Source organism: Rhodococcus sp. NPDC003383 (assembly GCF_053589115.1).
Map to the genome: position 1 here is coordinate 172,344 of NZ_JBSFRG010000002.1, position 21,997 is coordinate 194,340.

Genomic DNA, 21,997 nt, shown 5'->3' on the forward strand with positions numbered 1-21,997 from the left:
GACCTCGCCCACGAACTTCATTGCTTCACAACCGCAGTGCTTTCGAACCACAGTGCTCCGTCACCACCCACCGCCCTATTCCGAACGAGGACAACAACTATGGGACGTGTACAGGACAAGGTCGTCTTCATCACCGGCGCCGCCCGTGGGCAGGGCCGCGCGCACGCCGTCCGGCTCGCGCAGGAGGGCGCGAAGATCGTCGGCGTCGACTTCTGCGAGGACATCAAGACCAACGCCTACTCGATGGCGACGCCGGAGGATCTCGCCGAGACGGTGCGGCTGGTCGAAGAGGCCGGTGGCCGCATGCTCTCCACGATCGCCGATGTGCGTGACCGTCAGGCGCTGACCGCCGCGGTCGAGGCGGGAGTCGCCGAGTTCGGCCGTATCGACGGTGTCGTCGCGCAGGCCGGCATCTGCCCCCTCGGAACCGACGATCCGCAGGCCTTCCTCGACGCGTTCACGATCGACTTCGTCGGCGTCGTCAACGCCGTCGAGGCCGCCCTCCCGCACCTGGCCGACGGTGGTTCGATCGTCGCGACCGGCAGCCTCGCCGCCCTGCTTCCCGGGTCGACCGACAACCCGACGAACGGGGCCGGTGGCCTCGGATACGCGCTCGCCAAGCGCTCGATCGCCGCCTTCGTGAACGACCTGGCAGTGGTCCTCGGCCCCAAGGGAATTCGCGTGAACGCGGTCCATCCTACCAACGTCAGCACCCCCATGCTCCACAGCGAGATCATGTACCGGCAGTTCCGTCCGGATCTCGAGTCGCCGACGCGCGAGGACGCCGAGCCCGTCTTCCCCGTGATGACCAACATGGGTGTGCCGTACGTCGAACCCGAGGATGTCGCCGAGATGGTGCTGTACCTCCTCTCCGATGCGTCGCGATACGTCACCGGCATGCAGATGCGCGTGGACGCCGGCGGCTACGTCCGCAACCGCCCGCAGCAGCCCTCCTTCTGAACGACATCCACCGAGAATCCGGAGAACTCCCGTGGCACAGAACATCTCGAAGCTCTACATCGACGGCCGGTGGGTCGACAGTGAGTCGGATGTCGTCCTCGACGTCCTGAATCCGGCGACCGAGGAAGTGATCGGCCGGGTTCCGCAGGCCACCGTCGGCGAGGTGAGTCGCGCCATCGACGCCGCGCGGCGCGCATTCGACGAGGGCCCGTGGCCGACGATGTCGCCCCGCGAGCGGGCTCAGGTGATGCTGAGAATGGCCGACGCGCTGGACAAGCGTCGCGCCGAGCTCGTGGAGCTGAACATCTCAGAGTCCGGCTCGACCCGGATGCTCGCCGAGTACCTGCAGGTGGGCATTCCGCTGCAGCACTTCCGCGACATGGCCGACCGCATCCTGCCGACTTTCTCGTTCGAGCGCGGGGTTCTGCCGACCATCGGTGACGGGATCGGTCAGGGCATCGTGGTCCGCGAACCGGCGGGGGTCGCGGTGCTCATCTCGGCGTACAACTTCCCGCTGTTCCTCAACATCATGAAGCTCGCACCGGCCCTCGCCGCCGGCTGCACCGTGGTTCTCAAGCCCGCCCCGACCACCCCGCTCGAGGCCTTCGTCCTCGGTGAGATCGCCGACGAGGCAGGCCTTCCCGCGGGCGTGCTCAACATCGTGACGGGCGACATCGACGCCGGCCGGGAACTGACCACGAATCCGAAGGTCGATCTCGTCAGCTTCACAGGCTCCGATACCGTCGGTCGCCAGGTCTACGAGCAGGCCGCGCCGAGCCTGAAGAAGGTGGTCCTCGAACTCGGTGGCAAGTCCCCGAACATCATCTGCGAGGACGCCGATCTCGCCGCCGTCACCACATCCGTGATCGGCAACATGATCACCCATGCGGGACAGGGTTGCGCGCTGTTCACGCGCACCCTCGTGCATCGCTCCCGGTACGACGAGCTCGTCGCGGCCGTCAGCGCAGGACTGTCGATGGTCAAGGTGGGTGATCCCGCCGAACCGGACACCGTGATGGGGCCGCTGATCAGCGAAGCCCAGCGCAGCAAGGTCGAAGCGCTCATCGCCAGCGGTGTGGAACAGGGCGCCGAGATCGCGTTCGGTGGTGGTCGCCCGGCGCTCGAGAAGGGCTTCTTCGTCGAACCGACGCTGTTCGTCGACGTCGACAACTCCATGGACATCGCCCGGAAGGAGTTCTTCGGCCCGGTCGGCGTCATCATCCCGTTCGACGACGACGACCACGCGGTGCGCCTCGCCAACGACAGCGAGTACGGCCTCGGCGGCAGCGTGTACGCCTCCGACCCCGTACGGGCACTCGCCATCGCCCGGCGGATTCGTACCGGTTTCGTCTCGCTCAACGGCGGTGGTGGGGGAGTCACCCCGCACATTCCGTTCGGGGGATATAAGCAGTCCGGCCTGGGTCGTGAATGGGGCGAGGCCGGCCTCGAGGAGTACCTGCAGACCAAGGCCATCACCTGGAGCGCAGCCCGCGGCTGACGGCCCGCGCTCTCGTCGACTTCCACCTAAGGACGATCATGACCCAGACGGAACCCACCTCCACGACGCCACCCGCGGGCAAGTGTCCCGTACACAACTTCAACTACGCCGAGTACAAGCCGGTGGGTGAATGGTTCGCCCGCTACGACGAGTTCCGGGAGAAGTCGCCGATCTTCCGGAACGAATTCGGACCGGGGTACTACACGGTCTCCAACTACGAGGGCATCCTCAAGGTGATGCAGGACGCGGAGACGTTCTCCAACAGCGTCGTGACCCCGCTCGACCCCAATCCGCCGTTCAAGTGGATTCCGGAGATGCTCGACGGTGACGAGCATCTGCAGTGGCGGAAGCAACTCGGTCCGCTGTTCTCCCCGAAGACCACCGAGAAGCTGGACGCGAAGGTGCGGGAGCGGGCGATCGAGCTCGTCGAAGGGATCCAGGCGAAGGGCGGCGGCGCGACCGAGTTCATGGCCGAGTTCGCCCAGCAGTTCCCGACTTCGATCTTCCTGGAACTGATGGGGCTCCCGGTCGAGGAACTACCGCAGTTCATGGAGTGGGAACACGCGATTCTCCACGCCTCGGACGACGATCTCGCAGCGCGCGAGGCCGCTCAGGTCGCGGCGATGCAGGCCGTGATGGGACGGTTCTACACGACCATCACCGAGCGACGCGCCGAGCCGAAGGACGACATCGTCAGCAAGGCACTCGAATTCGAGATCGACGGCAAGCCCGTCAGCGACGAGGACCTGCTCTCGTTCTGCCTGCTGATGTTCATGGCCGGTCTCGACACCGTGTCGGTGACGCTCGGCTGGGCGTTCTACCACCTCGCGACGCATCCGGAGGACCGCGCCCGCATCGTCGAGGATCCCGAAATGATCCCGGATGCGGTCGAAGAGATCCTGCGGGCGTACGCCATCGTGGTGCCGGCGCGGAAGGTCATGAAGGACACCGAGCTGCTGGGCTGCCCGTTGAAGGCCGGCGACATGGTGAATTTCGCACTCGCCGCGGCGAATCGCGACGAGGCCGTCTTCGAGAACGGCACCGAGGTCGACATCACGCGGTCGCCGAACAATCACATCGCCTTCGGTGGGGGCCCACACCGTTGCCTCGGTTCGCATCTGGCGCGGCGCGAGCTGCGTATCGCACTCGAGGAATGGCACAAGAGGATTCCGGACTACCGGCTCGCTCCGGACGCGGAGCTCTTCGAAACCGGTGGTCAGCTCGGTCTGACCTCGCTCCCACTCCTGTGGGACAGCTAGTCCGACTTGCCGTGCCGTTTCCACCAGCTCACCTTTCGAACCCGGGAGACGCATCATGCCACTGCAAGATCACATGCATTTGATTTCCACCGACGATCACCTGATCGAACACCCGCGATTGTGGTCGGACCGCTTGCCGTCGAAGTTCCTCGAGGCCGGCCCGAAGATCATCGAAAAGGCCATGCCGAGCGGTCTTTTCCCGGTCCCCGGCGCACCCGCCGGAACCCGGCTGGCGGAGGTATGGGAGTACGAGGGCCGGATCTACCCGTACATCGGCCTGAACGCGGTCGCGGGTAAGAAGCCCGAACAGTACGGCGTGGAACCCACACGCTACGAGGACATGCTCCCGGGATGCTACGACCCGAGCGCACGCGTGCTGGACATGGACATCGACGGAGTGCAGGCGGCACTGGCGTTCCCCTCGTTCCCCCGGTTCGCGGGCACGGTGTTCCTCGAAGGCGAGGACAAGGAACTCGCCCTGCTGTGCGTCAAGGCATGGAACGATTACATGCTCGACGAGTGGTCTCCGACCGCCCCCGACCGGCTGATCCCCATCGTGATGCTCCCGCTGTGGTCGGTGGAGGAATCCGTGCGCGAGATCGAGCGGACGGCGGCCAAGGGAGCGAAAGCGATCACCTTCCCCGAGAATCCGGTGCCGCTGGGATTGCCGTCGTTCCATACCGATCACTGGGATCCGGTGCTGTCGGCAGCGGAGGCGGCGGAAATGCCGCTGTGCATGCACTTCGGCACGTCCGGTCAGGCGCCGATCACGGCACCCGAGGCCCCGATGGCCGTGATGATCGCACTGTTCGGGTGCAACTCGATGTACGCGACGGCGGATCTGCTGTTCTCCCCGGTCTTCCACAAGCACCCGAACCTGAGGGTGATGATGTCCGAAGGCGGAATCGGCTGGGCGCCCTACCTGCTGGAGCGGATGGACCAGACCTGGGAGAAGCACCGGTTCTACCAGAACATCGACCAGTCGGCGCGGCCGTCGGAGTTGTTCGCCGAACATATCTTCGGCTGCTTCATCGACGACCAGTTCGGAATCGACAACCGGCACGCCATCGGGATCGACAACATCACCTGGGAATGCGACTACCCCCATTCCGATTCGAACTGGCCGAACAGCCGCAAGCGCGTGCACGACGCCATGCTCGACGTTCCGGACGAGGACGTACACAAGATGGTCGAACTGAACGCCCGCCGGCTGCTGAACTTCCCCCGTCTCTGAATTTCCGCCGGTGTGCCGAAATGGCGGCTCCCACCGCCACAAAGGCACACCGGCGCGTCCCGCGCACTCTCGGAGGATCGACATGGCCGAACCGATCGACCAGCTGCCGGAGGACGACTGGGTCGACCAGGACCTGCTCACGCGGAACCTGGCCGGCGAGTTGCTGGACGAAGAGATCGCCGCCGAACGCGACCGGCTCGCACGGCTGGACAGGGGAGAGGGTGGGGACGACATCCACATGTCCCGCGCCGACATGGAGCGGCGGCTCGCGGCGATGATCGAAGTTCGAAAGCGCGTCAGCGCACCGAATTCCGTGGAATTCTGACGACCGTGCAGTTCCGACAACCGGGTGATGGAGAATACGTGAGCCGAAGTACCGTCGTCGCCACAGGACGGCCCCTGCCGCAGCCGACCCCGGCGACGTCCGAGTTCTGGACCTCGGGAGCCGACCGGGTCCTGCGAGTGGCGCAGTGCGGCACCTGTGGCAAGAGAATGCACCCGACGACGGTGCTGTGCCCGCAGTGCAGGGGGCGCGACATCTCCTTGCAAGCGGTCTCGGGCCGCGCGGTCGTCGTGGGTGTGACGATCAACGTGCAGCAGTGGCTCCCGGATCTCCCGCCTCCGTACGTCGTCGCGATCGTTGCGCTCGAAGAAGATTCGAGCGTCCGCCTGACGACCAACATCGTCGGGTGTGAACCCGCGGACGTGTCCGTGGGGACGAAGGTGCGGGTCGTGTTCGAGCAGGTGAGCGACAAGATCTGGCTGCCGCTGTTCGAACCGGACCCGGACGCGGACGGTGAGCCCGGCACGCTGCCGGAACCGGAGAACTACCGGGCCCGGTTGCGCCCGCCGGTCACCTCCGGCAAGTTCGAGGACCGTGTCGTGATCTCGGGGGTCGGGCAGTCGAGGATCGGCCGTCGGCTCATGGTCGATCCGCTGACGCTGACGGTCGACGCGTGCCTGCAGGCCATCGCGGATGCGGGCCTGTCCGTCGACGACATCGACGGACTGTCCACCTATCCGGGTGCCGCCGTCGGCGGCATCTCGGAAGGCGGAATCATGCCCGTCGAGCAGTCCCTGCGGATCCGCCCGACCTGGGTCAACGGCGGCGGCGACCTGCCCGGGCAGAACGGGTCCATCATCGCCGCGATGCTGGCGGTCGCGTCGGGACTGTGCCGGCACGTGCTGTGCTACCGCACCGTGTGGGAGTCGACGCATTCGGAACTGGTGCGGTCCGGACAGTGGGAGGCCGGAATCGGCCGGGCGGCGGGCATGTTCGAGTTCCGCCATCCGTTCGGTGCCATATCGGCGGCCAACTGGATCGCCTGCCAGGCGTCGCACTACTTCCACCGCTACGGCGACGCGAAGGAGACGCTCGGTGCAATCGCTGTCAACGCGCGAACCAATGCGGGTTCGAATCCCGAAGCGGTCTATCGTGATCCGATCACGATGACCGATTATCTCGGCGCCCGAACGGTTTCCACGCCGTTCGGGCTGTTCGACTGCGACGTCCCGGTCGACGGTGCGGTCGCGGTGATTGTCTCCGCCGCCGAGACCGCACCGGACCTGCCCCACACACCGGTGTTCGTCGAGGCGGTGGGCACCCAGATCCTCGAGAACCTGTCGTGGGATCAGGGCACGCTCACGCACCTGCCGCAATCCCTCGGTCCGTCGGCGCACCTGTGGAGTCGCACCGATCTGCGTCCCGAGGACGTCGACGTCGCCCTGTTGTACGACGGATTCACGTTCAACGCGTTGTCGTGGCTCGAGGCACTGGGATTCTGCGAGTTCGGCGGTGCCCGGGACTTCGTCGACGGCGGGCGGGGCATCGCGATCGACGGACGCCTCCCGCTCAACCCGCACGGTGGGCAGCTGTCCGCCGGCCGCACCCACGGCTACGGCTTCTTCCGGGAAGCCGTGCTGCAACTGCGAGGGCAGGCGCCGGGACTGCAGGTCGCCGACCCGGAGGTCGCAGTCGTCACCGCCGGCGGCGGCGTGCCGTCGGGCGCCGTCCTGCTCCGCACCGGCTAGATCGCCTCACCACCCGGCCACCATTCCACCCATCCACGATCAGGAGTCGTCATGGACCGTCCCCTGGAGGGCATCCGAATCCTCGAGGTCGCCCAGTTCACCTTCGTTCCGGCCGCCGGAGCGGTACTCGCGGACTGGGGCGCCGACATCATCAAGGTGGAGCATGCCGAGACCGGCGACGCGCAACGCGGTCTGGTCCGTGTGCTCGGACTCGCCGCGAGCCAGGCCGGTTCGTCGTTCGCGCCGATCATGGAGGGCCCGAACCGCAGCAAGCGCAGCATCGGACTCGACCTCGCCAAGCCCGAGGCGCGACCGATCCTCGAGAACCTCGTCCGCAGCAGCGACGTGTTCCTGACGAACTACCTGCCCGGTCCGCTCGCCAAGCTCCGCCTCACCGTCGACGACATCCGCGCCATCAATCCCGACATCATCTACGTCACCGGCAACGGCTTCGGCTCCGAGGGTCCGGACGCGGACAAGGGTGCCTACGACGCAACGGCGTTCTGGGCCCGCGCCGGCAGTGCCGACGGCGTCATGCCGCCGGACACCGATCACATGGCGTTCATGCCGGCCGGCGCCTACGGCGACAACATCGGGGGAATGACGATCGCCGGAGGTATCGCGGCCGCGATCGCCGGGCGCGAACGCACCGGTGAGCCGTCCGTCGTGGATGTGTCGCTGCTCGCCGTCGGCGCATGGGCAACCCAGTTCTCCGTCAACCTGTCGCTGTTCCTCGGCGGCCCGCTGCCCAAGGTGCGGCGCACGACGGCCGCGCCCGGCAACCCGCTGAGCGGTTCGTACCGCACCTCCGACGGCCGGTGGCTGCAGTTCTCGATGCTGCAACCGACTCGCTACTGGAACGAGTTCGTTGCCGCGCTCGGTCGCGAGGATCTGGTCGACGACCCCCGATTCGCCACGATGGAAGCGATTTTCGAGCACTCCCAGGAAATCGGCGACTGGTTCGCCGAGGCGATCGCGAAGCGGACCTACGACGAGTGGCTCGAGGTCTTCCGCGACATCTCCGGCCAATGGGCCCCGGTCCAGGACGGCTGGGAACTCGGACACGACGAGGCGCTGATCGCCAACGGACGGATCGTCGAGATCACCGACGCGGACGGCAAACCGCAGAAGCTGGTCGCGAGTCCGGTCAAGTTCGACAACGCGCCGGTGAAGATGTCGCGGGCTCCGCAGTTCGCCGAGCACACGGACGAGATCCTGCGGGAGATGGGACTCGACGACGAGCAGCTCATCGAACTGAAGATCGCGGGTGCCGTCACTTAGGTACATCCCCGCTTTCCAACTGTCCTGAGTGCGTGTTCCGGCCGCCCGTCACGACGGCGGCCCTCGTGAAGGGATTGCCGTGACGGCGATGAACCTGACGGATCTGGCGGCGGCCGAGGAGAACAAGCCCGCGATCGTGATGGCCGGCAGCGGCGCGACACTGAGTTACCGCGCACTCGAAGACGCGTCCAACCGTATCGCCCACCTCTTCCGGCAGAGGGGGCTGCAGGCGGGCGATCACATCGCGATCCTCATGGAGAACTGCCTGGAGATGTTCCCCGTCGTCTGGGCGGCGCAACGAGCGGGACTTCTCTACACGCCCGTCAACTGGCACCTCGCCGACGACGAAGCCGCCTATGTCGTCGAGAACTGCGGTGCCCGCGTGCTGGTCCACTCCGAACACCTCGACCGGCTCGCGTCGGTCGTCGACTCCGGAAACCCTGCTGTGGAAACACGATTCACGGTGGGGCGGAGGTCGGCGACCGGAGCCGAGTCGCTCGCCGACGCGGCAGCCGCGCTGCCGGTGACGCCGATCGACGACGAGGTCGAGGGCTACTACATGTTCTACTCGTCCGGAACCACCGGTCGGCCCAAGGGGATTCTGCCCGAGCTGACCGGCGCGCCCTTCGGAACCGGGCTGGGAATCGATGCGGTGATGCGGAATGCATTCGGATTCGGTTCGGACAGCGTGTATCTGAGTCCTGGACCGCTCTATCACGCGGCCCCGCTCGGATGGTCCGTGGGCACCGTCCGCAACGGTGGAACCGCGATCGTCATGGAACACTTCGACGCCGAGGGCGCGCTCGCCGCGATCGACCGGTACCGGGTCACCCACACCCAGGTTGTGCCGACGATGTTCGTCCGCATGCTGAAGCTTTCCGACGAGACGAGGGCGCGGTACGACCTGTCGAGCCTGCGCGTGGTGATCCACGCGGCCGCACCGTGTCCGGTCGAGGTCAAGGAACGCATGATCGAGTGGCTCGGCCCCAAGATCCTCGAGTTCTATGCGGGGAGCGAGGGAAACGGGTTCTTCATGATCTCCACGCCGGAATGGCTCGCGCACCGCGGATCCGTGGGCCGGCCCACCGTCGGTGAGGTGCACATCTGCGACGAGGACGGACACGAACTGCCTCCGGGCGAGATCGGCACGATCTGGATGAGCGGTACCCCGAGGTTCGAATATCACGGCGACGCCGCGAAGACCGCCGGCGCGTACAACGACAAGGGCTGGAGCACGCTCGGCGATCTGGGGCACGTGGACGAGGACGGCTACCTCTATCTGTCGGCGCGGCGCACCGACCTGATCCTGTCCGGTGGGGTGAACATCTATCCGCAGGAGATCGAGGATGCGCTGACCATGCATCCGGCGGTCCTCGACGTGGCGGTCATCGGGCTGCCCGACGACGAGATGGGTCAGCGGGTGCACGCGGTGGTGACTCCGGCGGAGGCGACCGTCGCGAACGACGACCTCGCGGCCGAGCTGATCGGCTACGCGCGGGAGAGGCTCGCGCATTTCAAGGTGCCGCGCACCGTCGAGTTCGGTGAGGTGCCGCGCCTGCCGAGCGGCAAGATCCTCAAGCGTGCGTTGCTGTCCCGGTACGAGGGCACCGGCGTCGCGCAGTAGGAACGTCATCCCTTGCGTACCGGCTGTCGGCAACGATCCGCCGGACGGTACCGTCCCTGGAAACCGAAGGCGACGAGGGGATGGTAATGGGCGTTTATGCGGTGACCGGTGCGGCTTCCGGGATGGGTAAGGCGAGCACGGATCGTCTGCGGGCCGCCGGTCACACCGTGATCGGGATCGACCTGAAGGAAGGCGACGTCGTCGCGGACCTGTCGACGTCGGAAGGTCGCGCCACCGCGATTGCGAAGACACTCGAACTGGCGGAGGGGCACCTCGACGGTGCCGTCCTCGCCGCCGGGCTCGGTCCCGGGCCGGGCCGGGAGCGTGTCATCGCCGAGGTCAACTTCCGCGGTGTCGTCGAACTGCTCGAGGGCTGGCGCTCGACCCTCGCCGCAGCCGGCAACAGCAAGGTCGTCGTTTTCGGGTCGAACTCGACGACCACGGTTCCGGCCGCCCCGATGTCGGCGGTGAAGGCATTCCTCGCCGGGGACCTGGAGAAGGCCGTCAAGCGGGCGTGCCGGATCAAGCCGGCCGGCCCGACGTTCACCTACGCGGCCTCGAAGCTCGCGGTCACCCACTGGGTGCGCCGCGCGGCCGTGACTCCGGAGTGGGCCGGCGCGGGGATCCGCCTCAACGTGATCGCACCCGGGGCGATCGAGACACCGCTGTTGACCGCCCAGCTCGACAGCCCGGAAGCCGACCGCGTCCGGGACTTCCCGGTGCCGATCGGCGGATTCGGTCAGCCGGAGCAGATCGGGGAGTGGGTCGAGTTCATGCTGTCGCCGGCCGCGGACTTCCTCTGCGGGTCGGTCGTCGTTGTCGACGGCGGCAGCGAACCCTTCTTCCGCGGCAGCGACTGGCCGCGTCCGGTGCCGATCCGGAAGGTTCCGGCCTACCTGCTCGCGATGCGCCGGTTCAACAACGCGAAGAAAAAGTAGCCCGCGTCTCCGGAAGTGCCTCTGAGTGACGGTCGGTGTACCGATATTTCGGTACGCCGACCGTCATTTCCGTTCCGGCCGAGGCGGTTCGGTTCGGGACGCGGCGGGCGCGATTCCGAACAGCATGGCGTCGAGCCCCGCGACGAACGCGGCGTCGTTGTCGAGGGTCGTGGCGGCGCCCGAGGAGTCCGAGGTGAACAGGGCCCTCAGGTGCGGATAGTCGCCGTGCGCGAGCATCTCGGACATGTGTGCGGCACCGCCGCCGCTCGCCGAGGCCGTCTCCCCGGCCGATTCCTGCGCCGCGAAATTGGTGACCCAGCCGCTGATCAGGGCGACGCCCATCATGGTGGCGGTCGCGCCGAGCCCGGCCGGTGCCAGTGCGCCGACGAGCCGGTCGAGGTAGCGGATGCTGTTCGGGCCGAGGTCGGTGGCCGGCGTGTCCCGTAGCCACGGATGACGCCGATGCAGGGATCGGGACTGCTGGGCGATGGCAAGTACATCGGTGCGGACGTCACCGGTGAGCGGGGGGAAGTCGAACTCGGCGGCGACCCGGTCGGCCATCAGCGCGAGCAGATCGTCCTTGCCGGCCACGTATCGGTACAGCGATGCCGCCGAGGTGCCGAGCGCGTCGGCGACGCGCCGCATCGAGAGTGCGCGCATGCCTTCCCTGTCGACCAGCCGGACGCAGGCCTCGCCGATGTCGTCGAGGGTGTACGTCGGGCGGGGCCCGCGCTTGCGTTCGTCGGTGCGCAGCCACAGTGAGGTCGGCATGACCCCCAGCATGCCTCGAGGAAAGAGTTGCGAACGCTGTTCTCATTTATCTATCCTCTAAGTGCGAACATTGTTCACAGTTTGAGGGGGAGGGCGCATGAACGTGCTCGAAGCCGAGGGCCTGACCCGGGCGTTCGGAGACCGCACCGTCGTCGACGCAGTGCACCTGAGCGTTCCCGCCGGGCACATCCACGCGCTGCTCGGCCCGAACGGCTCGGGGAAGACGACCACCGTCCGCATGCTCGCCACGCTGCTGCGGCCGACCGCCGGTCGTGGCCGCGTCTGCGGCTTCGACGTCGTGCGCGACGCGGCCCACGTGAAACGACGCATCGGGTTGGTCGGGCAGTTCCACGCGGTGGACCCCCGGCTGACCGGTCGGGAGAACCTGACGATGTTCGCGCGGCTGCACGGACTCGACGGCCGCTCGGCCCGGGTCCGCGCGACCGAGCTGCTCGACCGGTTCGATCTCGCCGACGCCGCCGCCCGCCCGGTGAGCAGCTATTCGGGAGGTATGCGCCGGCGGCTGGACCTGCTCGCCGGGATGGTCGTGCGGCCCGAAGTGCTGTTCCTCGACGAACCGACCACCGGCCTCGACCCGCACAGCCGCAACGAGATCTACCGGCTGGTGCGCGAACTCGTGGGGGAGGGCACCGCCGTGCTGCTCACGACGCAGTACCTCGACGAAGCCGACCGCCTCGCCGACAGCATCACGATCCTCGACGCCGGCGTGACGATCGTGACCGGAACCCCGGCGCAGATCAAGGAGGCGGTCGGAACCGGAGTCGACCTCGCCCTGCCCGCCGCCGCGGACGTCACCGAGGCGATCGGCGTGACCGCCGCATTCGGTCTACGGCACATCGCCACCGACGCCGCGTCCGAAACCGGCACCGTCCGGCTGTCTTTCGCCACCGATGCCGATTCGGTGCCGCTGCTGCCGGTGCTACGCGCCCTCGACGAAGCGGGCGTGCCCGTCGACGACATCGGCCGCCGTCGCGTCGGGCTGGACGAAGCGTTCCTGACCTTGACCGGACACGCCCGTACGGAGGAGCCCGCATGACCACCGCCACCCATGGAAGCTCGGCACTCACCGGCACCCGGACGTTGTTCCATCGGATCGTCCTGACGTACCGGCACTCGCCCGCGCTGCTGCTCGTCACGCTCGCCGCGCCGCTGGGCATGGTGCTGCTGTTCGGATTCGTCTTCGGCGGCGCACTGTCCGGCGGTGACGCCGCCGCCTACCGCGCGTATCTGATGCCGGGGGTGCTGGTGCTCGTGGCCGCGATGGGCCTGGCGACCACCGCGGCCACCGCCAACGCCGACCTGCGCAGCGGACTCTCCGACCGGTTCCGGACCCTGCCCACCGCGCCGGTGTCGGTGCCCGCCGGGCTCGCCCTCGCCGAAACGGCCACCTGTGCGGTCGCGCTCGTGCCGATGGTCGGTGTCGGATATCTCGTCGGCTGGCGGATCGACGCAGGCGTCCGCGAGACTGCGCTCGCAGTGATGCTGCTGCTGCTGTTCCGCTTCGCGCTCTCCTGGCTGGGTATCTGGCTCGGCTTCTCGATCCGGGACGAGCAGGTGCTGCAGCAGTGCGCGCCGATGATCTTCGGAACGATCATGTTCTCCAACATCTTCGTGCCCACCGAGACCATGCCCGCGGTGATCCGGACGATCGCGGAGTGGAATCCGGTCAGTGCCGTCGTGGCCGCCCTGCGCGAACTGCTGGGCGGTGCCGCGCCGACGGCCGTGGACGCGGCTGTGCCGATGGCCGCGGATGCGGCGTGGCCCCTGCAGCACCCCCTGTTCGCAGCCTTCGGCTGGTGCCTCGGAATCGTCGCTGTGCTGGTACCGCTCACGGTCCGCCGGTACGTCACCACCCGCTGATCGGGCGCCGATCCGACCGTTACCGACGAGTAACCGGACCATCGACAGACAGCGGAAACCGGCGGGACTACCCTGTATACCCGTGACCTCACACTATGACGTCGTTGTCCTCGGAGCCGGTCCCGGTGGGTACGTCGCTGCTATCCGCGCGGCACAGCTGGGATTGAGCACCGCCATCATCGAGCAGAAGTACTGGGGAGGTGTGTGCCTGAACGTGGGCTGCATCCCCTCGAAGGCACTTCTCCGCAATGCCGAACTGGCGCATCTCTTCAACAAAGAGGCCAAGACGTTCGGTATCTCGGGGGATGTCTCCTTCGACTTCGGTGCAGCCTTCGACCGCAGCCGCAAGGTGGCAGACGGTCGCACCAAGGGCGTGCACTTCCTCATGAAGAAGAACAAGATCACCGAGTACGACGGTAAGGGCTCGTTCGTCGACGCCAAGACCATCGACGTGGCGCTCACCAAGGGCGGCACCGACCGGGTGACCTTCGACAACGTCATCATCGCGACCGGTTCCGTCACGAAGCTGCTGCCCGGCACCTCGCTCAGCGAGAACGTCGTCACCTACGAGGAGCAGATCCTCACGCGCGACCTGCCCGGCTCGATCCTCATCGTCGGCGCCGGCGCCATCGGCATGGAGTTCGGCTACGTCCTGAAGAACTACGGCGTGGACGTCACCATCGTCGAGTTCCTCGACCGCGCCCTGCCCAACGAGGACGCCGACGTCTCCAAGGAGATCACCAAGGCGTACAAGAAGCTCGGTGTCACCATCAAGACCGGTGCCGCCGTGCAGACGATCGACGACGACGGCACCAAGGTGACCGTCTCGATCAAGGACAACAAGAGCGGCAACGTCGAGACGGTCGTCGTCGACAAGGTGCTGCAGTCCGTCGGCTTCGCCCCGCGTGTCGAGGGCTACGGCCTCGAGAACACCGGCGTCGCCCTCAACCGCGGCGCCATCGAGATCGACGAGCGCATGCGCACCAACGTCCCCGGCATCTACGCCATCGGTGACGTCACCGCCAAGCTGCAGCTCGCGCACGTCGCCGAGGCGCAGGGCGTCGTCGCCGCCGAGACCATCGGGGGCGCCGAGACGCTCGAGCTGGGCGACTACCGCATGATGCCGCGCGCGACGTTCTGCCAGCCGCAGGTCGCGTCGTTCGGTCTCACCGAGGAGCAGGCCAAGGCCGAGGGCTACGACGTGAAGGTCGCGACCTTCCCGTTCACCGCCAACGGCAAGGCCCACGGTCTCGGCGACCCGAATGGGTTCGTCAAGCTCATCGCCGACAAGACGCACGGCGAGCTGATCGGTGGCCACCTCATCGGCCCCGACGTCTCCGAGCTGCTGCCCGAGCTGACGCTGGCCCAGAAGTGGGACCTGACCGTCAACGAGCTGGCCCGCAACGTCCACACGCACCCGACGCTGTCGGAGGCGCTGCAGGAGGCCATCCACGGCCTCGCAGGACACATGATCAACTTCTGACACAGACCTCCGCGCGGGTAGATCCCCGCCCGGATGTACCGGCCTCGGCCCGTGGAGACTTCACCGTCACCACGGGCCGTTGTCGTTGTGGCGCCCCTGTCGTTGGGGTGCGGCTGGGGTTACGACGCCTCGGCGTCCCTGTCCGACTTCCGCAGTGCCAGGCGGATCGAGCAATTGCCGTCCTGCGGGTCCGGGAAGACCGCGGCGGTGTATCGGGCGCCGAACGTGGCCGCGTTGTCGTCGAGGAGCTGCTGGATGAGCCCGCGCTGGATGCCGCGCACGACCTCCGGGTTGGTGCGGGCGATCTCGACCAGGGGGCACGTGCACAAAGTGAGCTCGTGGTTTCCGAATGCGCTTGTTGCGGATCGGGTTTCGAATCCCAGGCGGGAGAGGGCGTCGATGACGAAGGCGCCCGCGTCGGCGGTGTCGGCAGGGGCGAAACCGAGCATGCCCGCCCAGTCGCGTCCCACCTCGCAGGCCGTGCGCTCCCGCTCCTCGGCGGTGCCGCCGAGCCGGGCCGCGAGCAGTGCGACGAGGTCCGTATAGGACGGTTTCGGCACGGCGGTGTATCCGAGACGCGGCCGGCCGACCTTCGTCGACTCGAGCTGCCGGGTCCGGACCAGGCCTTCCTCGATGAGCGAGTTGAGGTGGAAGCGGACGGTTGTGACGTGCAGGTCGAGGTCGTCGGCCAGCAGGTGGGCGTCGAGTGGCTCGGCCGACGTTTCGAGCAGGGCGAGAACGCGGTCCCGTTGCTTGACCTGTCGTGCCAATTCCTGCCCCTCTGCCGAACGCTCGGTGGGACTCCGGTGAGGCCCGCCGTATTCAAATGAGTAATTTCCTTTATAGTCGTCGCCGGTACAGCGCGACGATGTCAACGTTACGGCGACGGTCATCGGTTCCGGAATTGCGGTCGGGTCGCGCTCGGTCACTACGAAGGAGAGAGTCGAACATGTCGCAGAACCCGTCGGTGCACACCGCGCAGGACAGCAGCACCGCCGGTGTGACGCGCATCGAAGGACTCGCCGACCTGAACGTCCAGGACGGGCCCACACCCCGCATCGAACGTATGGCGGCCGGCCCCGGCGCGACCGTCGTGCGGTTGAGCTTCGCCGCCGGCCAGACCATGGAAGAGCACCGTGCGGGCTTCCCGATTCTCGTCTCGGGGGCGAAGGGTCACGTGACCTTCGAGGTCGGCGGGGAGTCGATCGAGCTGGTGCCCGGAACCGCCGTTCATGTCGAGGCGGGAATCATGCATCGCCTCGTCGCGCACGAGGACTCGGTGGTGACACTCGTCGTCCTGCGGTGAGCTTCGCTCAGTCGGCATTGATGGGCTTCGCTCTGTCTGCGCTGATGAGCTTCGCTCAGTGGGCGCGGTCGTAGCGCTCCTGGGCTGCAATCACTTCCGGCATCGCGTCCTGCACGAGTTCGATCAGGCCGCGCAGGTGCTGCGCGAATCTCGAACCCAGCTCCGTGAGGCGGTATTCGACGTGCGGCGGAACCGTTGCCCGGACGTCGCGTGCGACGAAGCCGTCGCGTTCGAGCTGCTGCAGGGTCTGCGACAGCATGCGTTCGCTGACACCGTCGATCCGGCGCCGGAGTTCCCCGAACCGGTGGGTGCCGTCGCCGAGAGCGACCAGGACGAGGGTTCCCCATCTGCCGGTGATGTCCAGCATCGTCCGGCGGGATTCGCAACAGCGCGCGAACACGTCCGCTGCGAGCGCTGGGTCCGAGGCCATGGTGCGACGATATCGCGACCGTCTTGCACTTACTAATAGTTAGTGCTGTGATGGTGGAGAAGTTGAAGCATCAACAACAGGAGTCGACATGACCATTGCAGTGACCGGAGCGACCGGCAATCTCGGGTGCCTGACCATCGCCGCGCTCCTCGAGCGGGGTGTCGCCGCGGCCGACATCGTCGCCGTGGTCCGGGATGCTGCGAAGGCCGCCGAGCTCGCCGAAAAGGGAGTGCAGGTGCGCGTCGCCGACTACGACGACGCGGACGCGCTGCGCGTGGCGTTCGCGGGCGTCGACAAGCTGCTGCTCGTCTCCGGCAGCGAGATCGGCCGCCGCGTCCCGCAGCACACCAACGTCGTCGAGGCCGCGAAGGCCACCGGCGTCGGATTCCTCGCCTACACCAGCATCCTCGACGCCCAGAACAGCCCGCTGATGCTCGCCGCCGAGCACAAGGCCACCGAGAACCTCATCGCCGAATCCGGCATCGCTCACGCGCTGCTTCGCAACGGCTGGTACTGGGAGAACTACGAATCGGCCGTCGGCACCGCCCGCGAGACCGGCGCCCTGTTCGGTGCCGCGGGCACCGGCCGCGTCGCGGGAGCTGCCCGCAAGGACTTCGCCGAGGCCGCGGCCGCCGTGCTGCTCGCCGACGACGCTGCCGGCAAGGTGTACGAACTCGGTGGCGACCGGCTCACCTACACGGAACTCGCCGAAGCGCTGTCCGGCGTCGTCGGGAAGCCGGTCGTGTACAAGGACCTGTCGCGTGAGGAGTACACGCAGGTCCTCGAAGGCGCAGGGGTACCGTCCCAGTTCGCGGCGGTTCTCGCCGACTCCGACGCGGGCATCGCCGCCGGAGCCCTCGACACCGACAGCGGCGATCTGCAGCGCCTGATCGGACGCGACGCGACCCCAGTCGCGGACGTGCTGCGCGGCTGATCTGCGCGGTGATTCGGAATCCGCCCACGCTACAGGGTGGGCGGATTCCGAATCATGCGGCGCATCAACCGATCCGACGGTTGTGCACAGGCGCGTCGTTCATCCACAGAAGTCCTGATTTCGGCTCGGAGTGGGTGGTTCGGCCGGATGGGATCGGGCAGGGTCGCCTCATGACCGACCCTCGACCACTGACCCGAACGCACCTGCTCGCGACGGGCTTCTCGGACGACCACATTCGTGCCGCGGTGCGGGCCGGCGACCTCGTCGCCCTCACGCGAGGTGTGTACCTGTGGCGCGCCGATCATGACCGGCTGGACGACCCCGCACGTCACCGGGTGCGGGCGCGGCACGTCGCGTCGACGATGCCGCCCGGCGCGGTGATCAGCCATGTCTCGGCGGCAACGCTCCTGAACCTGGACGTGTGGAACATCGATCTCGCGCAGGTGCACGTCTCCCGCACCGGATCGCACGGTCGCCGCACCCGGCACCTGCACGTGCACGCGACCACCTGGACCGACGATGACGTCGTCGACGTGGACGGTCTCGCTGTCACCTCTCCCGCACGCACCGTCGTGGACCTCTCCCGGGCTCTTCCTCTGGACCAGGCAGTGGTCGTCGGGGACTCGGCCCTGCGGAACTACCCGGACACGCTGGATCTGCTGCCCGCGGCGTTGGCGTCGGCCCGCCATCGCAGCGGGATCGCGCGGGCCGCGGCAGTCGTGCCGTTCCTCGACGCGCGCAGTGAAAGTCCCGGGGAATCGCTGTCGCGGGTGCGGATCGCAGAGAGCGGACTGCCTCGTCCCGTGCTCCAGCATCCGATCGTGTTGCGCGACGGACGACGCGTCCGTCTCGACTTCTTCTGGGAGCGGCACGGGGTGGCCGGCGAGTTCGACGGGGCCGGCAAGTACGCCGACCGTCGCGACGTGTTCGCCGAGAAACTCCGCGAGGACGCGCTGCGCGATCTCGGTCTCGAGGTCGTCCGCTGGACGTGGGCCGATCTGACGCGGTTCGACGTCGTCGCACAGCGATTCGAGCGGGCAGTCGCCCGGCAATCCACGCGGTGAGTGCGAAGTCGCTCACGCGACAGCGTGGGCGGATTCCGAAGCGGTGAGCGCATTTCGCTGTCAGCCCAGCAGTGCGGCCTCGAGCGCCGTCCGCACTGCGTCGGGTTCGGGCGCGACGACCGTGACGAGCGGGGACACCGCGGTCGCGGCGAGCAGATCCGCGGCGCGGCCGGTGCCCGCCAGCACGAGAACCGGGCGCCCCTCGGCCAGCGACTGTGTGACGTCGTCGCGCGCGATCCCGCCGCCGTTCGCGAGCACCGTGACGACGGGCGATCCCGCTGCAAGGGTTTCGGCGACAGCCCCGAGCCACGGCGTTTCGTCGCCCCAGTGATCCCCCGCGACGGCGACGATGTGGGTGTGATTCGGTTCCAGCGCGGCCGAATCGGGCAGTGTCCCGTCGTGTCCGGGCCAGCGCACCGTTCCTTCCGCGACGATCCCGAGATGCACTCCCTGGGCGCCGCTCCGGCGGCGTTCCCGTCCGACCAGTCCGATCACCCCGGAGTCCGTGCCGCCGTCGATCAAGGTCGCGCCGAAGGATTCGATCATCGCGACGAGCGGGACGAACAGGCGCTCGCAGAGAGCGGCGTCCGACGGTGCCATACCGTCCGCACCCCCGACGAGGACCACTGCGGGGGCACCGGGGGACACACCGGTTGCTCGCAGCAGTGCGGTGAGTCGGTCTCCCGGTCGCGGCGGTGTACCCGGCGGGACACGGATCAGGGCCAGCTCCCGTCCACCCACCTCGACCACGTCGCTGCCGACCGTCACGCCACCTCCCTGGCCTGGGGTGCGCGGTGTGCGAGCGCCGCGCGGAGGGCACCGACCGTGATCGCCTCGTTCGCCGAGTACGTACCGCCCTTGTGGTTCAGTCGCGGGATGTCGACGCCGCCTGCGTGGTGCAACCCGATGAGCCGCCACTGGTCGTCGAACACCGGACTGCCGGAGCTGCCTCCCTCGGTGGGCGAACGATAGTGCACCCGGGTGTCATCGTAGTCGAGCACGATGTTGTCCTGGAGCGAGAACTGCGGCTGTTGGAGACCGCGCGGGTGCCCGATCAGATACGCACGGGGCGGACGGGGTTCGAGTGCGGGCAGGCGTGCCGCGACGGGCAACGGTTCGAGGTCGCCGGGCCAGCCGTCCAGTTCCAGGACGGAGGTGTCCAGCCCCGCGCCGTCGGACGGGGCGTACCACCAGCAGCGCACCGGCCGGAAGCGGTCCGTGCAGGCGTCCAGCGCATGGAACACGACCACCGCGTCGCCGGCGGCAACCCCCTCGGGCACGACATGTCCGTTGGTGACGAGCACCCGCTCCGGCAGGTCCGGATGCAGATCCCGGCCGTCGACGACGAACCCGGTCCCGACCCCGTCCTCCGACGGTGTGCACACCTGCGCGACCGCGCGGCACCGCGACAGCCCGTGGCGGTACCACGTCAACGACTGGTAGCGGTCGTGGCCGAACACCTTCTCGAGGTGGGCGAGCCGGGCCGTGCCGACATCGCGATCGCGGACCAGCACGCCGCCGCCGTCGCGATGCAGAAGCGCCGAGCGCAGCAGCGGCAGCATGGTGTCGCCGGGCGCGGCCGCGGTGGTCAGTCCCCACACCTCGACCAGTTGCCGCAGCAGTGCGGCGATCTTGAACGCATCGACTCCCGGATCGGCGAGAAACGCGTCGAGCCAGGAATCGGCACCTGCAGGATCGCCGAGCGCGACCTCCGCTTCGCAGGCGGTCGCGGCGGCCCACGCGTCGGGCTCTGCCGCCGTCTCGATCGCACCGAGCACCTGGGCGGCGAGTGCGCGGGACAACACGGCGGGATCGGTGATTCCGGGGACGGCGAGGCCGTCCCGGTGGGCGCGGGCGAGCAGAGCCGCCGCGTTGATCGCGTGCCACGGCCGGGCCGGTGCCTCGTCACGCGCTGTCAGATACGCGTCGAGTGACATTCGCAGGTGGTGCGCCCGACGCGGGAGGTCGCCGGTGGTGAGGAACAACTGTTTGTGGCACCGGCCGATCCCACCGCGCGCCTCGATCCGCTCCGACGCCGGCGTCTGCGGATCGTCGGCCAGCTCGGAATACAGATGCAATGCGGCCGCCGGCATACCCCGGTCGACGAGCGCCTGGGCGTACTGCCGCCGCACCGCAGGAAGGTCGAGTCCGCGACCCAGTGCGGCGTCCGCGACGGCAATCACGTCGTCGAATCTGCGGTACCGGCGCAACCCGGCGAGCATCCGCATGACCTCTGCCGGAGGCTGTTCGGCCGGTCCGCGCAGGAATCGGCAGTACTCCTGGACGATTCGGCCCACCTCCGGCCAGTCGAAAGTACCTGCAGAGCGGGCGATCCGGTCGATCCAGGCGACGTCGACGGTCGTCATTCGAGGACCTGACGCAGGAAATCGCGGAGTCGGGGCTGGCCGAGATACTTGCCGATGCTGTGCCGCCAACTGCCGGTGTTCGACACCCCGACATCGGCGACCTTCCGCTGTCCGGCATGCAGGAAGTCGCCCGCGATCTGCCGGTCGAGTAATCCGCAGACCGGGTCGAGCGGGTCGTATACGTTGGTCCATCGGCCGTCGCCGAGGCACCGCGCCGGCCAGCCGTCGTTGCGAGTCCACGGTGGCGTCAGCCCGTCCTGGACCTCCGAGATCCCCAACGGGCTACCGACGGTGAGCAGCGCATCCACGCGCGGGGCGTCGTTGATCGCGGTCAGGGCGTCGTAGGCGATGACGCTGCCCAGGCTGTGTCCGACGACGACGTGGGGTCCGGGCTGGGAATCGCTCTCCTGCAAGGCTTTCAAAGCCCGTTCACGGATATCGCTGCGAATTCGGAAGGTTTCGCCCGGTCGCGGCGTGAACGAAGCGTCGTACAGGAAATGATGCACGTCGCGCAGGAACACCTGCATCAGTCGCTTCTTCATCGCGGGTGGCAGCGGGATCGCCTCTAGCTCGGTATCCGGCAGCACAAGCGTTTCGCACTCGCCGGGAACGGGTTCGACCGTGGCGACTCCGACCTCGCGGCCCAGACGTTCGACGAACTCCCGCTCGTCGTCGGGCAGTTCGCAGATCCAGCCCGGATCCTGGACCTCGAACTCGGCGGCATCGTCCGGCCCGAGGGTGGACTCGTGGGCGGTGAACGCGGCAGCGGGCTGCGCGTAGAGCATGTCCGCCCAGTACACCATCGACGAGGTGACACCCATGGCGTCGAGATCGAGGCCGTCGTCGTCGAACAGCGCGATGCGCCATTGGTCCAGCAATTCGTCGGCCGGGGGCTTGTTGCCGATGCCGTGGACGAACGTCACGTGAGGCATGGTGG

The 21,997-nt window shown here is 67.8% G+C and carries 21 protein-coding genes; 15 read left to right on the forward strand and 6 right to left on the reverse strand.

Features of this window, described 5'->3' with window-relative positions; all coding sequences use genetic code 11:
• The first annotated feature begins 99 nt into the window (after window positions 1-99).
• The 9 genes from ACWDTS_RS02710 (at window position 100) to ACWDTS_RS02750 (ending at window position 10,825) form a co-directional block, all read left to right on the forward strand.
• Window positions 100-960 (forward strand): mycofactocin-coupled SDR family oxidoreductase, encoded by an 861-nt coding sequence (locus ACWDTS_RS02710; RefSeq protein ID WP_450117539.1) that lies wholly within the window; start codon window positions 100-102, stop codon window positions 958-960.
• 31 nt (window positions 961-991) lie between these two features.
• Window positions 992-2,458: an aldehyde dehydrogenase family protein gene (locus ACWDTS_RS02715; protein WP_307846449.1), complete on the forward strand. Its 1,467-nt coding sequence runs from the start codon at window positions 992-994 to the stop codon at window positions 2,456-2,458.
• Between the two features lie 38 nt (window positions 2,459-2,496).
• Window positions 2,497-3,717 (forward strand): cytochrome P450, encoded by a 1,221-nt coding sequence (locus tag ACWDTS_RS02720; RefSeq protein WP_450117540.1) that lies wholly within the window; start codon window positions 2,497-2,499, stop codon window positions 3,715-3,717.
• A 55-nt stretch (window positions 3,718-3,772) separates the two neighbouring features.
• Complete coding sequence (locus tag ACWDTS_RS02725) at window positions 3,773-4,951, forward strand: amidohydrolase family protein (RefSeq protein ID WP_450117541.1); 1,179 nt, start codon at window positions 3,773-3,775, stop codon at window positions 4,949-4,951.
• Window positions 4,952-5,033: 82 nt separating this feature from the next.
• On the forward strand, window positions 5,034-5,276 hold the full coding sequence (locus ACWDTS_RS02730) for a hypothetical protein (RefSeq protein ID WP_197255048.1): 243 nt from the start codon (window positions 5,034-5,036) through the stop codon (window positions 5,274-5,276).
• A gap of 38 nt (window positions 5,277-5,314) precedes the next feature.
• Window positions 5,315-6,982, forward strand: coding sequence for a thiolase C-terminal domain-containing protein (locus ACWDTS_RS02735; RefSeq protein WP_197255057.1), 1,668 nt, complete (start codon window positions 5,315-5,317; stop codon window positions 6,980-6,982).
• Between the two features lie 51 nt (window positions 6,983-7,033).
• Complete coding sequence (locus ACWDTS_RS02740) at window positions 7,034-8,263, forward strand: CaiB/BaiF CoA transferase family protein (protein WP_197255059.1); 1,230 nt, start codon at window positions 7,034-7,036, stop codon at window positions 8,261-8,263.
• A gap of 88 nt (window positions 8,264-8,351) precedes the next feature.
• Window positions 8,352-9,887 (forward strand): acyl-CoA synthetase, encoded by a 1,536-nt coding sequence (locus ACWDTS_RS02745; protein ID WP_450109692.1) that lies wholly within the window; start codon window positions 8,352-8,354, stop codon window positions 9,885-9,887.
• An 86-nt stretch (window positions 9,888-9,973) separates the two neighbouring features.
• The gene (locus tag ACWDTS_RS02750) at window positions 9,974-10,825 is read left to right on the forward strand and encodes an SDR family oxidoreductase (RefSeq protein ID WP_450109661.1); all 852 of its coding nucleotides are present in this window, start codon (window positions 9,974-9,976) and stop codon (window positions 10,823-10,825) included.
• A 63-nt stretch (window positions 10,826-10,888) separates the two neighbouring features.
• Here the strand turns inward: ACWDTS_RS02750 and ACWDTS_RS02755 are convergent, their stop codons facing one another.
• Window positions 10,889-11,596, reverse strand: a complete 708-nt coding sequence (locus tag ACWDTS_RS02755) for a TetR/AcrR family transcriptional regulator (RefSeq protein WP_450117542.1) — start codon at window positions 11,594-11,596, stop codon at window positions 10,889-10,891.
• A 97-nt stretch (window positions 11,597-11,693) separates the two neighbouring features.
• Here ACWDTS_RS02755 and ACWDTS_RS02760 point away from each other — a divergent pair, with 97 nt between their 5' ends.
• The 3 genes from ACWDTS_RS02760 to lpdA all read left to right on the forward strand — a co-directional run bounded on the left by ACWDTS_RS02760 (window position 11,694) and on the right by lpdA (window position 14,960).
• Entirely contained in the window at window positions 11,694-12,653 is a 960-nt protein-coding gene (locus ACWDTS_RS02760; protein ID WP_450109663.1) for an ABC transporter ATP-binding protein, read from the forward strand.
• Window positions 12,650-13,477 carry an ABC transporter permease gene (locus ACWDTS_RS02765; RefSeq protein ID WP_450109664.1) on the forward strand — a complete coding sequence of 276 codons (828 nt, stop codon included), beginning with the start codon at window positions 12,650-12,652 and terminating at the stop codon, window positions 13,475-13,477. The genes ACWDTS_RS02760 and ACWDTS_RS02765 overlap by 4 nt, the downstream gene beginning before the upstream one ends.
• Before the next feature lie 82 nt (window positions 13,478-13,559).
• On the forward strand, window positions 13,560-14,960 hold the full coding sequence (gene lpdA, locus ACWDTS_RS02770; protein WP_197255074.1) for a dihydrolipoyl dehydrogenase: 1,401 nt from the start codon (window positions 13,560-13,562) through the stop codon (window positions 14,958-14,960).
• Window positions 14,961-15,079: 119 nt separating this feature from the next.
• Here lpdA and ACWDTS_RS02775 read toward each other — a convergent pair whose 3' ends face one another.
• Window positions 15,080-15,730: a helix-turn-helix transcriptional regulator gene (locus ACWDTS_RS02775; RefSeq protein WP_231611269.1), complete on the reverse strand. Its 651-nt coding sequence runs from the start codon at window positions 15,728-15,730 to the stop codon at window positions 15,080-15,082.
• Window positions 15,731-15,909: 179 nt separating this feature from the next.
• Here ACWDTS_RS02775 and ACWDTS_RS02780 point away from each other — a divergent pair, with 179 nt between their 5' ends.
• Window positions 15,910-16,266 (forward strand): cupin domain-containing protein, encoded by a 357-nt coding sequence (locus tag ACWDTS_RS02780; RefSeq protein ID WP_450117543.1) that lies wholly within the window; start codon window positions 15,910-15,912, stop codon window positions 16,264-16,266.
• A 55-nt stretch (window positions 16,267-16,321) separates the two neighbouring features.
• On the opposite strand, the gene ACWDTS_RS02785 is transcribed toward ACWDTS_RS02780, so the two are convergent.
• A complete protein-coding gene (locus ACWDTS_RS02785; protein WP_450117544.1) occupies window positions 16,322-16,696 on the reverse strand; it encodes a winged helix-turn-helix transcriptional regulator in 375 nt (124 codons plus the stop codon).
• An 88-nt stretch (window positions 16,697-16,784) separates the two neighbouring features.
• Here ACWDTS_RS02785 and ACWDTS_RS02790 point away from each other — a divergent pair, with 88 nt between their 5' ends.
• Complete coding sequence (locus ACWDTS_RS02790; RefSeq protein WP_450109665.1) at window positions 16,785-17,630, forward strand: SDR family oxidoreductase; 846 nt, start codon at window positions 16,785-16,787, stop codon at window positions 17,628-17,630.
• A gap of 170 nt (window positions 17,631-17,800) precedes the next feature.
• Window positions 17,801-18,694: a hypothetical protein gene (locus tag ACWDTS_RS02795; protein WP_197255078.1), complete on the forward strand. Its 894-nt coding sequence runs from the start codon at window positions 17,801-17,803 to the stop codon at window positions 18,692-18,694.
• A 60-nt stretch (window positions 18,695-18,754) separates the two neighbouring features.
• Here the strand turns inward: ACWDTS_RS02795 and ACWDTS_RS02800 are convergent, their stop codons facing one another.
• The 3 genes from ACWDTS_RS02800 to ACWDTS_RS02810 are packed head-to-tail and all read right to left on the reverse strand — an operon-like array spanning window position 18,755 to window position 21,992.
• The gene (locus ACWDTS_RS02800; RefSeq protein ID WP_197255079.1) at window positions 18,755-19,462 is read right to left on the reverse strand and encodes a hypothetical protein; all 708 of its coding nucleotides are present in this window, start codon (window positions 19,460-19,462) and stop codon (window positions 18,755-18,757) included.
• Complete coding sequence (locus ACWDTS_RS02805; RefSeq protein WP_450109666.1) at window positions 19,459-21,060, reverse strand: trypsin-like serine peptidase; 1,602 nt, start codon at window positions 21,058-21,060, stop codon at window positions 19,459-19,461. The genes ACWDTS_RS02800 and ACWDTS_RS02805 overlap by 4 nt, the downstream gene beginning before the upstream one ends.
• Window positions 21,057-21,992, reverse strand: a complete 936-nt coding sequence (locus ACWDTS_RS02810) for a hypothetical protein (RefSeq protein WP_450117545.1) — start codon at window positions 21,990-21,992, stop codon at window positions 21,057-21,059. Before ACWDTS_RS02810 ends, ACWDTS_RS02805 begins: the two co-directional genes overlap by 4 nt.
• Window positions 21,993-21,997 lie beyond the last annotated feature (5 nt).

What these genes read in the sequence shown, in the direction of transcription:
- ACWDTS_RS02785 (WP_450117544.1), bottom strand. Translation starts at nt 16,696, where the DNA reads ATGGCCTCGGACCCAGCGCTCGCAGCGGACGTGTTCGCGCGCTGTTGC.
- ACWDTS_RS02745 (WP_450109692.1), top strand. Translation starts at nt 8,352, where the DNA reads ATGAACCTGACGGATCTGGCGGCGGCCGAGGAGAACAAGCCCGCGATC.
- ACWDTS_RS02720 (WP_450117540.1), top strand. Translation starts at nt 2,497, where the DNA reads ATGACCCAGACGGAACCCACCTCCACGACGCCACCCGCGGGCAAGTGT.
- ACWDTS_RS02750 (WP_450109661.1), top strand. Translation starts at nt 9,974, where the DNA reads ATGGGCGTTTATGCGGTGACCGGTGCGGCTTCCGGGATGGGTAAGGCG.
- ACWDTS_RS02780 (WP_450117543.1), top strand. Translation starts at nt 15,910, where the DNA reads ATGTCGCAGAACCCGTCGGTGCACACCGCGCAGGACAGCAGCACCGCC.
- ACWDTS_RS02710 (WP_450117539.1), top strand. Translation starts at nt 100, where the DNA reads ATGGGACGTGTACAGGACAAGGTCGTCTTCATCACCGGCGCCGCCCGT.
- ACWDTS_RS02725 (WP_450117541.1), top strand. Translation starts at nt 3,773, where the DNA reads ATGCCACTGCAAGATCACATGCATTTGATTTCCACCGACGATCACCTG.
- ACWDTS_RS02765 (WP_450109664.1), top strand. Translation starts at nt 12,650, where the DNA reads ATGACCACCGCCACCCATGGAAGCTCGGCACTCACCGGCACCCGGACG.
- ACWDTS_RS02810 (WP_450117545.1), bottom strand. Translation starts at nt 21,992, where the DNA reads ATGCCTCACGTGACGTTCGTCCACGGCATCGGCAACAAGCCCCCGGCC.
- ACWDTS_RS02805 (WP_450109666.1), bottom strand. Translation starts at nt 21,060, where the DNA reads ATGACGACCGTCGACGTCGCCTGGATCGACCGGATCGCCCGCTCTGCA.
- ACWDTS_RS02730 (WP_197255048.1), top strand. Translation starts at nt 5,034, where the DNA reads ATGGCCGAACCGATCGACCAGCTGCCGGAGGACGACTGGGTCGACCAG.
- ACWDTS_RS02740 (WP_197255059.1), top strand. Translation starts at nt 7,034, where the DNA reads ATGGACCGTCCCCTGGAGGGCATCCGAATCCTCGAGGTCGCCCAGTTC.
- ACWDTS_RS02790 (WP_450109665.1), top strand. Translation starts at nt 16,785, where the DNA reads ATGACCATTGCAGTGACCGGAGCGACCGGCAATCTCGGGTGCCTGACC.
- ACWDTS_RS02795 (WP_197255078.1), top strand. Translation starts at nt 17,801, where the DNA reads ATGACCGACCCTCGACCACTGACCCGAACGCACCTGCTCGCGACGGGC.
- ACWDTS_RS02760 (WP_450109663.1), top strand. Translation starts at nt 11,694, where the DNA reads ATGAACGTGCTCGAAGCCGAGGGCCTGACCCGGGCGTTCGGAGACCGC.
- ACWDTS_RS02755 (WP_450117542.1), bottom strand. Translation starts at nt 11,596, where the DNA reads ATGCCGACCTCACTGTGGCTGCGCACCGACGAACGCAAGCGCGGGCCC.